At 44.5% G+C, this 15367-nt stretch carries 12 protein-coding genes; 1 reads left to right on the forward strand and 11 read right to left on the reverse strand.

The features are described from left to right. Window positions 1–59: 59 nt before the first annotated feature. From LU361_RS01215 to LU361_RS01265, 11 genes are all read right to left on the reverse strand, one after another. Complete coding sequence (locus LU361_RS01215; protein ID WP_233086490.1) at window positions 60–557, reverse strand: CvpA family protein; 498 nt, start codon at window positions 555–557, stop codon at window positions 60–62. Window positions 558–742: 185 nt separating this feature from the next. Continuing rightward, window positions 743–1300: an SPOR domain-containing protein gene (locus tag LU361_RS01220; protein ID WP_233086491.1), complete on the reverse strand. Its 558-nt coding sequence runs from the start codon at window positions 1298–1300 to the stop codon at window positions 743–745. 132 nt (window positions 1301–1432) lie between these two features. Further along, a complete protein-coding gene (folC, locus tag LU361_RS01225; protein WP_233086492.1) occupies window positions 1433–2731 on the reverse strand; it encodes a bifunctional tetrahydrofolate synthase/dihydrofolate synthase in 1299 nt (432 codons plus the stop codon). 108 nt (window positions 2732–2839) lie between these two features. Beyond that, entirely contained in the window at window positions 2840–3706 is an 867-nt protein-coding gene (gene accD, locus LU361_RS01230; RefSeq protein WP_233086493.1) for an acetyl-CoA carboxylase, carboxyltransferase subunit beta, read from the reverse strand. A gap of 86 nt (window positions 3707–3792) precedes the next feature. Further along, window positions 3793–4602 carry a tryptophan synthase subunit alpha gene (gene trpA, locus LU361_RS01235; protein WP_233086494.1) on the reverse strand — a complete coding sequence of 270 codons (810 nt, stop codon included), beginning with the start codon at window positions 4600–4602 and terminating at the stop codon, window positions 3793–3795. Between the two features lie 69 nt (window positions 4603–4671). Further along, window positions 4672–5898, reverse strand: a complete 1227-nt coding sequence (gene trpB, locus LU361_RS01240; protein WP_233086495.1) for a tryptophan synthase subunit beta — start codon at window positions 5896–5898, stop codon at window positions 4672–4674. Between the two features lie 58 nt (window positions 5899–5956). Then, window positions 5957–6595, reverse strand: coding sequence for a phosphoribosylanthranilate isomerase (locus tag LU361_RS01245; RefSeq protein WP_233086496.1), 639 nt, complete (start codon window positions 6593–6595; stop codon window positions 5957–5959). Window positions 6596–6848: 253 nt separating this feature from the next. Then, window positions 6849–7730 (reverse strand): tRNA pseudouridine(38-40) synthase TruA, encoded by an 882-nt coding sequence (gene truA, locus LU361_RS01250; protein WP_233086497.1) that lies wholly within the window; start codon window positions 7728–7730, stop codon window positions 6849–6851. Window positions 7731–7811: 81 nt separating this feature from the next. Next, window positions 7812–11939, reverse strand: coding sequence for a FimV/HubP family polar landmark protein (locus tag LU361_RS01255; protein ID WP_233086498.1), 4128 nt, complete (start codon window positions 11937–11939; stop codon window positions 7812–7814). A 363-nt stretch (window positions 11940–12302) separates the two neighbouring features. Then, the gene (gene asd / locus LU361_RS01260) at window positions 12303–13409 is read right to left on the reverse strand and encodes an aspartate-semialdehyde dehydrogenase (protein ID WP_233086499.1); all 1107 of its coding nucleotides are present in this window, start codon (window positions 13407–13409) and stop codon (window positions 12303–12305) included. Window positions 13410–13643: 234 nt separating this feature from the next. Then, a complete protein-coding gene (locus LU361_RS01265) occupies window positions 13644–14054 on the reverse strand; it encodes an SMI1/KNR4 family protein (RefSeq protein ID WP_233086500.1) in 411 nt (136 codons plus the stop codon). Between the two features lie 475 nt (window positions 14055–14529). Here LU361_RS01265 and LU361_RS01270 point away from each other — a divergent pair, with 475 nt between their 5' ends. Beyond that, complete coding sequence (locus LU361_RS01270; protein ID WP_233086501.1) at window positions 14530–15285, forward strand: response regulator transcription factor; 756 nt, start codon at window positions 14530–14532, stop codon at window positions 15283–15285. Window positions 15286–15367 lie beyond the last annotated feature (82 nt).

The raw sequence follows: 15367 nt of genomic DNA on the forward strand, positions 1-15367 counted from the left end.
ACTTACCTCTTCAATTCGCATATCGCCGCACTACTTGAAATAGTACGGCTAGTTTTGCCTCAGCCAAGGACGCTGGCATAGAGGTCTTTTATCAGATTCATTATTTCCACGTAGATTGACTCTAACTTGAGAATCTCGGGAATTAATACCGACTGCTGCCACCAGACATCTTCGCTGACAGGCAAAAATTTTGGAACAAATAACAGTGCTGCAAGTACGACAGCGATGCCCCGCAATGCGCCAAACAGCAAACCTAAAAATCGGTCCGTACCACTGAGTCCTGTGGCCTCAATGAGCTGACTGATCATAAAGTTTAACAAACCACCGACGAGCAAAGTCGATATAAATAGAATGGCAATTGCTGCTACATCACGCAACGAGGGAGTAGTTATATAATCTGTCAGTAATAAAGCCAGTTGTTCTTTAAACACAACGGCAATGATGATAGCAACGATCCAAGTAACCAAAGACAGTGCTTCTTTGACAAACCCTCTTTTCAAGCTAATTAAGCCGGAGACAACAACGACTCCAATGATAGTCCAATCAGCTTCGTTCATGGGCTTACTCTTCACCTACTCTTTGATTATTGGGCATGGCAGATTAAAGGCTGGCGATTCTAACAGAGCATCAGCAAAAATCACTAAATTCAGAAAAAGATTTCTCAGTTATCGTGTATGGCGATTCAATTAAAACCAGCTGAACCGATTAACCGACATTGTTAAATTCTCGATCTTAAATTGCATCAAGGGGTGTATCGCAGAACGAGAGAATTAACCGAGAATTGCAGATCAAGTTCCGATTTTAACTTTTCGGAAGCGTCGCGATTAATGTTGGGGCCAACGTAAACTCGGTAGACGGTTTTTGAATTATTTTTATGTTCGCGATGGAACGCTTTGTAACCATTATTTCTTAAATCGCCAGAAAACTTTTTTGCACGTTCAATCTCACTAAAACTGCCCACTTGAACTACCCACGCCTTGGGCAATCCCCGGTTATCAAACGACTCTGCGTGCGTACTCGAATCTGGCTTTTTCTGAGGAGACTCAGAGCTTGTTACTTGGTCCGCTTTTGAATCACTGACAGCCTGAAACATCTCATCGGGCTCAATCAATGGTGCGGTATTTGTCGGCTCGGTAGGGCTTTCTACGGATTTAAACTCAAAGGCGGGGGCCACAGGAACTTGTGTCTGAGTATCGACAATTTGAGGGGATTCTTTGTGCAGTAGCGTCGGTAAAAAAATGATGCCTACAGACACCAGCACACAGGCGCCAATCAATCTTTGTTTTACACCGTTATCCAATGATCACCCCAACATCTGTTTGAATTTATTCAAATTCGAATTGAGCAATAGGTGCAGTGTTAACTGCAATAAAAAATTGAATTTGATGTTTGTTATTTTAACGCGAAAACAACAATAAAAACTGAACGGATCCTACTGAACGTCTATTTGTAAATAATTTAATGCGGCTTCAACTGTAAAAAAAGAACCGAACACATATACAACAGGCTTATCAGTCAAATGAACGCACTGCTGGCGAACGGAATCCATTGCCTCAACAATCGAATCAAATTCCTGCAGTGCTGCGGTTTCGTCAAGCGATTTTACTTTACTGCTTAAAACCGAAGACGGAAGTGATCGATCGTTATCGGGTAAATTTGGTAAAAACCAATGATCAACTTTGTTAACCAAAGGCTGAATGACAGCATCAATATCTTTATCCGCCATCATTGCGCAAATTGCGTAGCATTCACGCGAATCGTGTTCATCTATGGATTGAGCCAAGGATTCAGCAGCAGCCGGGTTGTGGGCAACATCGAGCACAAACTCAATACCGTCAATCTCAACCGATTGCAGTCGACCCGTCAGTTCAATGTTAGCCAACACTCCCGAAACCTGCTTTTGGGTAGGTAAAACCGACAAAACCTTTAACGCCATCAGCGCAGCGGCAATACTGGGCAAAGGTAACCTAGGCTGTTCGCAAATGACTTCAAACTCACTGTATGACGCTCCAGGTAAGCACGACCAATGAAACCTATTATTGGCAGCGCTGTAGCGGAATTGATCATCGATACACAGTAACTCAGCACCAATGTCGTCGGCATAGGCGCGTACACTCAACGGCATATTAGCGTCAGCGATAATAGCGGGCACACCAGGTCGGAAAATACCTGCTTTTTCGCGACCAATGGATTCACGATCATTACCAAGGTATTCACAGTGATCAATATCTACAGAAGTCACAATTGCGAGATCAGTATCAATGATATTGGTTGAATCCAGCCGACCACCAAGTCCCACTTCCAACAATATAAAATCGACTTTTGCCTGCTTAAAAATCAGTAAAGCCGCCAGTGTTGAAAACTCAAAATAAGTGAGAGAATCGCCCTCCCGGGCTTGATCAATGTCTTCAAAGGCTTGGCACAACTGGTTATCAGATACTTGGTCACCATTGAGCCGAATTCGCTCGTTGTAACGGACGATGTGAGGAGAAGTGAAACTGCCAACCGTCTTACCGGATGTTATTAACAACGCTTCTAAGGTTTTAACACAAGAGCCTTTACCGTTGGTACCGGCAACGGTAATCACAGTAGAGGCAGAATGTTTAAATGCCGAAGAGCCGATTTCTAAGCGATCGGCAACGCGACTGACACGAGTTAATCCCATATCAATCGCGGTGGGATGCAGTTGCAACTGCCAATCGAGCCAGTTCTGCAACTGATCAAAACGCATGACTTAAACCTTGTACCATTGGAATAATTAGCGGATTTACGAGCGTTTATTTAAGCTGACAATGAGCCCGGTAAATTCGCCCGTATTTCTGAATCTGGAAAATTAAAATTACGACGCCTTTTCCAAACCGGTAAATTTAGCCAATAAACCAAACACTTTTTCACGCATATCGCTGCGGTGAATAATCATATCAATCGCGCCGTGCTCCAATAAGAATTCACTCTTTTGGAATCCGGCGGGTAATTTTTGACGAATGGTTTGTTCAATAATTGCAGGACCTGCAAACCCAGCTCTAGCACCTGGTTCAGCGGCATTAATATCACCTAACAGAGCCAAAGACGCCGATACACCACCGTAAACTGGATCGGTCATAATCGATATGTACGGTATGCCCGCTTGCTTTAGGCGTTCGATAACGGCACTGGTTTTCGCCATTTGCATCAAAGAAATCAAGGCTTCTTGCATTCGTGCGCCACCGGTCGCGGAGAAGCACACCAATGGTATTCCTTCAGATAACGCAAGTTGCGCTGCACGAGTAAATCTTTCGCCAACCACATAGCCCATGGAACCGCCGTGGAAAGCAAATTCAAACGCTACGGCAACCACAGGCATTTCGTTCAAAGTACCGCGCATTGCAATTAATGCTTCTTTTTCACCGGTAGACTTTTGTGCGTCAGACAAGCGGTCTTTGTATTTTTTTGTGTCTTTAAACTTCAGGCGATCTACAGGTAAAACATCGGCTGCGATCTCTTCTCGACCTTCTTGATCGAGAAAGATGTCTAAACGACGACGAGCGCCAATACGCATGTGATGATCACATTTCGGGCAAACGTCATTATTACGTTCAAGTTCTGGACGATATAAAACAGAACCACACTTTACACACTTCTTCCACAAACCTTCAGGCACTTTGCTCGCGCCACGTTTGCGGTCATTTTTAATAATGTTTGGTCTAATTTTGTCTAACCAACTCATACAATATCACTCTAGTCGATACCTAAATTTGGCACGTTTATCTTAAATTTGAAGGAAGCTACCGAAGATTCAAAGCAGCAATAGAATTACAACTCATCCAATGCTGCTCGAATCGGAGAAATAAGTTCTGCCGTTTGCTCCGCGATGACATCTGCAGGCTGATCAGCAAGGTCACCCATTTTAGAAACCAAAACGCTACCAACGACAACACCATCGGCTTTTTGACCAACGGATTTTGCTGATTCACCATCTTTAATGCCAAAGCCGACGCAAATCGGAAGACTCGTTTGTTCTCTCAAGCGACTGATGCGAGCGTTTACTTCATCGACATTCAAATGCCCCGCACCTGTAACGCCCTTGAGCGAAACGTAGTACAGAAAGCCAGAAGCCATCGAAATTACTTTTTCAGCTCTTTCATCAGAAGTTGTTGGCGCCAACAAGAAAATATTTTCCAGTTCAGCCGACTTAAGTCTCTCAATCAAATTAGGCGCTTCTTCCGGTGGTAAATCTACGGTTAAAAGACCATCAACGCCAGCATCTTTTGCAAGCGTTGCAAAGGTTTCCGCGCCCATGCGTTCTACAGGGTTGGTATACCCCATCAATACTACTGGGGTTTTTGAATCAGTTTCTCGGAAAGCGCGAACAACCTCTAAGGTATTTCTTAGGCTGGTTTTGTGTTCCAGTGCTCTCTCGTGACCGCGCTGAATCGAAGGTCCCTCTGCCATAGGGTCTGAAAAAGGGACGCCTAATTCGATAATATCTGCGCCTTTTTCAACAAGCGCATGCATGGTTTTCAGTGTTGCTTGCGGTACTGGGTCGCCATTAACAATATAGGTTACCAACGCTTTGCGGTTTGATTCTTTTAAGGTTTGTAAACACTGTGTAATACGATTCATAGGGCTTTATTCTTTCGCAATTCCATTAATGGATGGGTGTCTTTGCATAGTGTTATGGAAGTTCAGAAATTAAACGGTGATTCCATCAATTTCTGCAACCGTATGAATGTCTTTATCGCCGCGACCTGACAGGTTCACTACAATATTTTTCCCTGGGCCTAATTCTTTCGCTAACTTTTCTGCATAGGCGATGGCGTGGCTACTTTCCAGTGCAGGAATAATACCTTCAACTCGGGTTAAGTTTCTAAAAGCGGCCAGTGCTTCTTGGTCATTAATTGCGACATATTGGACTCGACCAAGATCTTTAAGCCAGCTGTGTTCCGGTCCGACACCAGGATAATCGAGGCCTGCAGAAACAGAGTGAGTTTCAATAATTTGGCCATCATCGTCTTCCATAAGGTAAGTGCGATTACCGTGAAGGACACCAGGAATACCTTCGTTTAGCGGCGCAGCATGGCGACCGGTCTCGAGACCATCACCACCGGCTTCTACGCCGTACATAGCGACTGCTTCGTCTTCTAAGAATGGATGAAATAAGCCGATTGCGTTAGAACCGCCACCAACGCACGCGACAAGAGCATCAGGTAACTTGCCGATCATCTCAAAACTTTGCTCACGCGCTTCGCGACCAATAATGCATTGGAAATCTCGGACTAACTTGGGATAAGGGTGCGGACCGGCAACCGTACCGATGATGTAGAAAGTATTATCGACATTGGTAACCCAGTCTCTCATGGCTTCGTTCATTGCGTCTTTGAGAGTTTTTGATCCCGAAGTCACAGGAATCACCTCAGCGCCCAATAATTTCATGCGATACACGTTAATGGCCTGGCGCTTAACATCTTCAGCACCCATATAAACGTAGCATTCCATTCCTAAACGAGCGGCGATTGTGGCTGTTGCAACACCGTGTTGCCCGGCGCCAGTTTCGGCAATAACGCGAGTTTTACCACTGTGTTTGGCAAGCAGTGCCTGACCGATGGTGTTATTAACTTTGTGCGCGCCGGTGTGGTTTAAGTCTTCACGCTTGAGGTAAATATTGGCACCACCGACTTTTTCACTCCAACGCTTGGCGAAGTAAAGAGGCGATGGACGACCTACGAAGTAGGCGAGATCGTGGTCAAATTCACGTTGAAATTCGGGGTCAGATTTTAGTCTCTCGTACATCTCGGTTAGATCATCGAGCGCGGAAATCAACGTTTCTGATACGAAACGACCACCGTACTGACCAAAATGGCCGGATTCATTTGGGAAGTTGTTAAAGTCAACTGACTGCTTTGAGTTATCGTTCGACATAGTTAATTCTCAATTCTTAGTATTCGGAAATTTGGCAACTGCGTGTTTTGAAAATTAACTATCGCCAAGGTGGATGTTTAACGGCATTAATAAACGCCATAACTTTTTCTGGATCTTTGTGGCCAGGAGCCAACTCAACACCGCCACTGACATCAACACCGTAGGGCTTAGTGGCAACTATAGCGCCTTCAACGTTACTTGGGTTTAGGCCACCAGCCAAAATGAGCGGTCGATCAGATTCTCTCGGAAACCGATGCCATTCAAAGCTCTGTCCTGTGCCACCGGGAACACCCGGCTTATAAGCATCAAGAATAAAACCGCTAGCATCAGGGTACTGTTCTAGCGCCGGTTCAACATCAAACCCAGGCGCCATGCGAAATGCTTTAATGAACGGTCTGGAAAACTGCCGACAGAATTCATTAGTTTCATCACCATGAAACTGCAAAACGCTCAAAGGGACTTGATCTAAAGTACTGCTAACGTCTTCATAGGAAGCGTTAACAAATAAACCTATGGTCGTTATTAAAGGCCCAACACTCAGCGCAATTTCGCGCGCTGCAGCGGGCGCAATCGAGCGCGGGCTCGGCTCGTAAAATACAAAACCCAACGCATCAGCACCACTATTTACAGCATGTTGCGCGTCGGCTTGTGTGGTAATACCACAAATTTTTACCCGAGGAATGATTTCAAAGGTCATCGAAAGATTAATTTATAGAAAATAATGATTAGGTAATGGTTAAAACTGGTTGCTTAGCTTCACATGCAGTGACGCCAGAGTAGTGAACTTGTGTAGATTTGAGATCTTATTTTCATTGATAATGATAAATGTAAATCGATGATTAGTTCCTGATCATAACAGATGCAGACACAGTTTTTCTAATGAAATGACGGCTTTAATTCAAGAATTTTCATTCTTATCGTATTTGCCGATCCAGTTATCTGGCCACACCCTAATTCCCTGCAAAACCGCCTAAAGGCACCTGAATAAACCCAGGGCCTGGGTTTCCTTTGGGGATAGCAAATTGGCTAGGGTATTCCACATCAACCAGATACAGCCCATGTGGGGGCGCAGTAACGCCACCGGCCGTTCTGTCTTTAGCATTCAGTACGTCAGTCACCCAAGACAACGGTTTTTCATGAGCACCAATCGCAGTTAGCACACCAACAATATTTCGAACCATATGATGCAAAAACGCATTCGCTTGAATTTCTAACACAATGAAATCACCTATACGTGCGATATCAATGTATTGGATCGTTCGAATGGGACTTCGAGCCTGACACTGAGAAGCTCGGAAAGAACTAAAATCATGCGTTCCAACCAAACAGTTAGCGGCCTGGCTCATTAGGGCGATATCTAGCCTACGCTTATCCCAAGTAACTTTCTTATTAAAGATACCCGGCCGTGCTGGCGTGTTTTGGATGATGTAACGATAACTGCGATTATTGGCGCTGAACCGAGCGTGAAAGTCAGTAGAGACCTCTTGTGCCCATTGAATCGCAATCTGATCAGGTAGTTTGGTGTTAGCACCCAACGTCCAAGCTCGAACCGGTCTGTCGACACAAATATCAAAATGAACCACTTGGCCAGAGGCATGGACACCAGAATCGGTCCTTCCCGCGCAAACTAAGCTGATATCACTGTCGGCGATAGAACTTAGTGCATCATGCAGCGCCTGCTGGACGGTCAAAGAATCGTGAGGCTGAATCTGAAACCCGCGAAAAGTCTGGCCATCGTACTCTAGTCCCAGACAAATTCTTCTCAGCCCTTCTGGCGTCTCCATTTCGGGCAATATTTCGCAGTTTGGGGTGTAAATCAGCTTTTTTTCCATCGATAAAACTAACTGTCGTAAAAAGAAAAAAGCCCTGCGAAAACAGGGCTTTAATAATTATTGGTATCTCAAAACCGTAAACTAGGTAGGCATTTTCGACAGCAATGCTTCTGCTTCTTCGCGCTGCTTGTCGTTTCCTTCGGACATGACTTCATCGAGAATGTCACGTGCACCGTCGGAATCACCCATATCTAGATAGGCTTTAGCCAAATCAAGTTTCGTATCCGATTCATCAGTATTGGCAAGGAAGCTCATGTCGTTATCAAGCTCAACAACATTATCCTGAGAATCATCGGTTTCGATTTCAGAAGTACTGACAGCCTGGTTGAAGAAATCTTCTGATTCAACTTCTTCGTCTTCAGCGTCTATCTCTAGACCGGCCACTTCATCAAGTGTTGGGGTGTCACCAATATTGTCGGTATGACCTACCAACGCGTCCATTTCTTTGTCGAGAGCTTCAAGGTCGAGACCTTCGTCCAACTCCTCAAGATCGAGATCGTCATCAACGCTTTCCATCTCAGAAGCAACATCGTGCTCAGCATTGAGTACAGGCAGATCTAGGTCCGAGTCATCAAGCGACAACTCTGATTCCAAACCATCTAGAGCACCGGAAGTTTCCTCAGATGTAACAGACTCAAGATCATCTAACGAAGCAACAGTTTCTTCATCACCAGAATCAAGATCAACAGAGTTGTTTGATTCTAAACTTTGCTCGTCAAAATCTAAGTCACTGTCGATATCGTCGAACATAGAGTCATTCAACTCATTCGAGGATAGATCAGCTTCATCCAGACTTAAGTCGTCTAGATCCATACTTTCGGGAGTTTGCTCTTCAGTTGCGTCAAATTCTGGTAGATCATCACCAGCACTCAAATCTGCATCTAGATCAACAACAGATTCACTTTCCGCAAGTTGTTCTGGAGATTCCAGCTCATCGCCTAAATCTAAATCCAATTCCGCATCAAGAGAAAGATCAGCTTCTTCGGAATCGACAGACTCAGTTTCCGCAGCGTCTAATGCTTCGTCCAAAGCCAACAAAGATTCATCGAAATCAAGTGAACTGTCGGAACTTAGGTCGATATCATCGAGTTCGTTATCAACAAAATTGTCACTTTCTAGTTCGTCTTCAATTGAATCGGAGGAGAGTTCAGGTTCTTCTGATGATGGTTCTTCACCAATTTCAGGTAATTCTGAATCCAGATCATTCAGTTCGGAATCTAAGCTGCTGAGTTCGTCGTCTAGGTTTAAATCGGTAAGCTCGGAGTCTTCTTCAAGATCAAGACTTAAGTCAGCATCCAAATCGGTCTCGATTTCAGAACTTAAATCCAGACTTTCTAGACCCTCGCCATCTAAACCATTGTCTTCTATGCTACCACCGTCTAATTCTAGATCAGTATCAGCGCTTAATTCGTCTTCTAATTCAGGCGATAAATCGATGTCGTCTAGGCTGGATTCGCTCAAACCGTCAGTATCGAGAAGACCATCATCCAGATCAATAACAGACTCGGTATTGCTGTCTGAGTCAGCGGTAATATCGTCTAAATCGGCAAAGTCGAAGTCGTCACTTAAAGCTGAATCATTTGAATCGGCTTCTTCACCAAGAGGCGCATCAAAACCATCCAAATCCAATGAAATTTCATCGTCCGACGCGCCTGCATCAGCCAGTGAGCCTAAATCGTCAGACAGAGAACCTAAATCATCAGAAGTTTCAGAAAGGTCTGTGTCGAAAGTATCGTCTTCTAAGCTCACTGAACTGTCTTCAGTCGGCTCATCGAAATCAAGATCTAAGTCAAAAGAAAAGTCGTCATCACTTTCGCTGTCTTCTACAACAAGGTCATCAGATGAGGAACTTTGAGCATCTTGCTCATCAAGCTCAGACGCTAATGAATCAAAGTTAAGATCATCACCGAGGTCTAAACTAAATTCTTCTTCACTATCAGTGGAGGTATCTGAGTCTAAAATTGACTGCTCACTACTCTCGCCATCTAGATTCTCGCTATCGAGATCATCGTCCAGAGCAAAACTGTCAAAATCGAGATCATCGATTGAATCCGTTGAATCATCACTAGGGAGTTCGATTTCTGAGGATTCGGTTGAATCAAACGCGTTAAGCTCGCTCAATAAGTCGTCGTTATTGCTGGATTCTTCAGACTCTCCAAGTGCTGAGAAATCAACTTCGTCGAATTGATCCATGCTGGCGCCAACACCAGCTGCCGCGCCAGCAGCAATGCCCGCCGCAACAAAAGGTGCAGCATCAGAAAACTGGCTGCGCAGTTGGTTACCACGAACAATGGCACTGTTGTCACCGGTTTCGTGTACCAGTTGGAATCGCTCATCAAACTTTTCTAGATTTCCTGATTCAGCGTAGACTTCGAGCAATTTAACTTGAGCGTCGGCGTTATCTGGGTCGGCCTGCAAAGCTCTCTTCAGCATTTCTTCCGCTTGGTCATACTTTCCGTAAGCGATGTAAATATCCGCCTCAGCGATAACTTCTTCCGGAACAATATTGGCCAGAGCTTCTTCCGCCAAATCTTCTTGCTCATGTTGCGCCTGATCAGTGTCACTCGCGGCGTCATCGTGATCTAAACGAACAGTTTGATCTTCGATTGGAGCATCCAAATCCATATCGTCGTCTGAGGGTAACGGCTCAACGTCATCTTCAAGATCGGATTGCTCAAAAGGATCAACCAGTTCTTCTTCCTCTTCTTTACGTTTGGCAGCAATTCTACGAACAACCAACAGAACAATAAGAAGAAGCGCTAACAAACCACCGGCAACGTAAGTAATGTTGTCGAAGATTATATCGACAATCCCTTTCTGAGGAGCCGGTTGGTTAACAACCACTGGATTTCGTGCAGGGGCAGGCGTTGGGGTTACTGTGGCAGGTTCGGAAGCTTCGGGCTGAGTCACTGGTGCTTGCGCTACCGGAGATTCAGAAGCTGGCGTTGCTTCTGCTTCTACTGCTGATTGAGACTCTTCACCAGCACCCTCAACATTTGTTTGCTGTTGAGCTGGTTGCTCAGTAGCGGCATCAACAGGTTGCAGCTCTTGCCCTACTTCACCATTTTGTTGAGAGGCAAGTTGAAGTGCACGCAATTCATCACTAGAAACCTCAATCAAACGCTCCATGGTTTGAATTTGCTGTTCTAGGTCGGAAATACGGCTTTTTAACTCGGTATTTTCGCGTTTAGCGGTATCGAGCTCTTCTAAGGTGATCGCTAATTCGTTTTGCAGCGCTGACGCTTGTTGCGAAGCATTGCCTCTTGCCGAGGTATTCTCTGGGCTGTTAGAAGAACCTTCACCCACTCCTAAAGAAACACGGCCCTGATTTGATGGCGCTTGCGTTCGAGTCGATGGAGTAACGCCACTGGCGCTTAAACCCGCACCGGAGGTTTCCTCTGTCCACTGAGTGTTCTGGAAAGCAACTTCGTTAATTGCCTGGGTTTCATTCAGTTGAGCAAGATCATCTTCAGTCGGAACCCTGAGTACTTGCCCACGACGAAGTAGGTTAATGTTGTTATTGATGAATGCTTCAGGGTTGAGACGCTGAATAGCAATCATTGTTTGCTGAATGCTGTAACGATCACTCGGGCGAACTGTCTGGGCAATTTCCCATAGGGTGTCGTTTGATTGAACCGGACCGAAAGTTTGCCCAGTTATTCTTGGCGATGAAGGCTGAGTTCTGGTTACCGGTCTTGCAGGTGTAGAAGGCTGATTTTGAACAGCCGCAGGTTGCGCGGGTTCGCGCACTACCGGTTGAGCAGCAGGAGCAGTTTGAGGGGCTTCTACTCGATCAGGCGATTGAGCACTGTAGACAGGAAGATCAAGCAGTAACGTGTATTCTCTTAATACACGACCACTCGGCCATTGACTTTCAACAAGGAAATTAAGAAACGGCTCACGAACTAACTCTGTAGACGTGATTTTAACGACAGGCCCGTCTGGATCATCGATACGAACATCAAAACGAAGGCTACTGAGGAAAAACCCGCGATCAATGCCAAGATTGCGAAAGTCTTCGCTTGAAGCTAAACCAACGAGGATTTCATCCTCGGTTAAGTCTCGCACTTGTAACAGGGTTATTTCAGCATCTAATGGCTGATTGAGCGTGGAGTTAACTCTTATTTCGCCCAATCCTAATGCGGACGCTTTGAAAGAGAAAATCACACTCAGTGACAGTAAACATATTCCCAGCTTACAAAGACGCATCTGACGCCCCTTTTGTTGTTTCCATAGCTCCTCGACCAACCCAAATCAGCTCTATTATCAATAGTGTCAAACTTTCGGTACTAATTTGTCGAAGCCAAACCTCAAGTGCTGTAGCAAATTCTAAAATAACCTCGAATTTGCATTCACTCACTCGCGTAAGTATTCATTATAAATAGAATTTTCGCAACGATTGGCAATTTCAACCACAGCTAAATGGGCGATTTATTGTGATTATATTGACCTGTTGCACAATTTAATCGGCCCAAGAGTTAACCAAGCACTGTATTTTCAACAGATTATCCCGACTAAACACATCATTAGGCCGACCAAGTCTAACTTGTAAAATTTAGTTAAATATGGATTTTAGCTTTCAACTAAAATGCGCAACATTCTTCTTAGTGGCTCAGCAGCACCCCAAAGTAATTGGTCACCAACTGTAAACGCATTCAAGTATTCATCGCCCAAACTTAATTTGCGCAAACGACCGACTGGCGTACTCAAGGTTCCAGTGACTTTGGTTGGCGTTAGTTCTGCCATGCTCGCTTCGCGAGTATTAGGAATAACTTTTGCCCATTCGTTAGAAGATGCAATTAACCCTTCGATGTCAGCCATAGGCACGTTTTTGTTCAACTTCAACGTCAACGCCTGGCTGTGACAGCGCATGGCTCCGATTCGCACACAGGTACCATCGATAGCGACCGGTGTCTGATTTGCTAAAATCTTGTTCGCCTCTGCCTGTGCTTTCCACTCTTCACGACTTTGGCCACCATCAACTTCTGTATCAATAAATGGCAACAAACTTCCCGCCAACGGATGACCGAATTGATCTGTCGGGAATTCAGAAGAGCGCATAGATTCGGTTATTTTGCGATCAATATCCAATATAGCACTGGAAGGATCATTAAGTAGATCTTCGACAGATGCATTCAAAGCGCCCATTTGAGAAATGAGTTCGCGCATGTTTTTAGCGCCTGCACCACTGGCAGCTTGGTAAGTCATTACACTCGCCCACTCAACCAAACCTTCACGGAACAAACCGCCCAATGCCATTAACATCAAACTGACTGTGCAGTTACCGCCGATGAAGTCTTTTACGCCATTTGCGATGCCGTCTTTGATGACATCAAGGTTAACCGGATCCAAAACAATAACGGAATCTTCCGCCATTCTCAGCGCAGAAGCCGCATCGATCCAATAACCTTTCCAACCACTCGCACGTAAATCGGGATACACACTCTTGGTGTAATCTCCGCCTTGGCACGACACAATCACGTCCATTGCGGCAAGTTCATCAATCGATTTTGCGTCTTTTAACGTAGGAATATCTTTTCCAATCTTAGGGCCAATGCCACCAACATTAGAGGTTGTAAAAAAGATAGGCTCAATATCTTGAAAATCATTTTCAGAAATCATTCGTTCAACTAAAACTGAGCCAACCATTCCTCGCCAGCCAACAAAACCAACTCGCATAACCGTGAATCTCTCATTTGATTAATTTTTGGGGGCAAAATTCTATCACTTGCGTCTAGACTCATCTATGTTTATGTGCAAGTAAACGATTTACCAAGGGTATTTAAAATTTATATCGTGACTTTTTAACCGCGTTAACGGCGCTTTCGATAAAGAATCTATCTATATCCGGTAACTCAAATAAAAGCTAACCTGTTGACTGCTGTAGATGACACTCAACACGAACTCGAAAACTTACTGATCCAGCCAAACACTATCGGCCCACTGCCAAATGCTGCCCCATTCCTCTCCTGAGACCTCACCTTCGTATCGATCCCAAAAACTCACTTCACCGCCTTGAGAAATCACAAAATAGCCGTCTTCATTGGCACAAAAGGGAATGTACTCTCTAGGAACGCCTTGATCCCATGCGCTCGCCGCTACTTCTGGCAAATACGTATGCAAACCTGGGTCACTGATCGTACAGGGTTCGAGCGTGCCGATGACTAAATCGGCTGCGGTAAATAAAAATTCACGATATTCAGCAGGCATCGTAATTAGCATTTCTTCTTGAACCGTCACCAAATCATCCATTGTCGGAACCGGTGGTGACAACAATGTCTGCTGAGCCGCATTTTTTAAGCGCTCAATAATAGAATCACCCATAGATCAACCTTATTAATTTCTTCAGTAAACAACCTAAAACGTTAAAGAGCCTATCGATTGACCAATAGGAGCCTCTTAGAAATATTCATCTCTACATTTTGCTACATACTTGATAAATATACGAATTTTGCTTGTATGATTTATCTGGAGTAAATTGCAAAGTGAAAGTTAAGTTTATGTGAGCTTTTCGCCGAACACTGTCGGAACAATAGAGTCTACAAAAGGCACAAATAGAACAAATCAGCGCTGCAAATGTAATATATTGCGCTTATTTGCCTGTATTCGCTGCAATTATTAACAACAGAACAATATAAATATTCACACTGTTAGAGACCTTAAAGTAATATCAGACCACCAGTGTTCAAAAGTTATCTTTTTAAAAAACAGCAAGATAACAAGAGCCACGAATTGCAATCTTGCAGATCGTTGTGGTAATTCGAATAAAACAGATGCGCTCAAAAAAAGGCTTTGAATTATGGATCCGAAAACTCCTGTTGCAGTAGGCGAAAACATGTCAAACGAAGAAAAACCACAACGCTTCCTAGTTATTGAAGACGAAAAAGACATTGCTGATCTGATTCAACTGCATTTGAGTTCTACAACCACGCACGTTGAAAGCGCCCAAGACGGTTTAGAAGGATTGAAAAAAGCCACCGCAGAACGATGGGATCTTATTATTCTCGACCTGCAACTGCCTTCAATGGACGGTTTAGAAATTTGCCGCCAATTAAGAAGCAACTATAACTACGTGCCGATTTTAATGCTGACCTCAAGATCAACTGAATTAGACCGAGTTTTAGGGCTTGAACTTGGTGCAGACGATTATTTAACAAAACCTTTTAGCATTCTTGAGCTAAACGCACGCATTAAAGCGCTTTTGCGACGAGTCAACATGCTCAGCGACCCCAACCACGATGCAGGCGATGTATTGGTTCGCGGAGATCTGATTCTCGATAAATCCCGACGCACCATTTCTCTTTCCAACAAACCTGTCGATCTCACCGCTAAAGAGTTTGATTTGCTCTGGTTTTTCGCATCCCACCCCGGCAAAGCATTCACACGCTTAGAGCTTCTTCAAGAAGTTTGGGGTTACGGTCACGAAGGCTACGAACACACAGTGAATTCACACATCAATCGTCTGCGTGGCAAGGTAGAAAACGATCCGGCCAACCCGCGTTTTATTCACACCATATGGGGTGTCGGTTATCGATTTGAAGTAAAAGATGCTTAAGGGCTGATGTTAAGGTTCCGCAATAACTTCCACTCGAAGATTGCGGTAAATTCAAACAATACCCGCACAGCTCACTGATTCC

The sequence above is a fragment of the Sessilibacter corallicola genome, from assembly GCF_021290925.1.
GTDB classification, from domain to species: domain Bacteria; phylum Pseudomonadota; class Gammaproteobacteria; order Pseudomonadales; family Cellvibrionaceae; genus Sessilibacter; species Sessilibacter corallicola.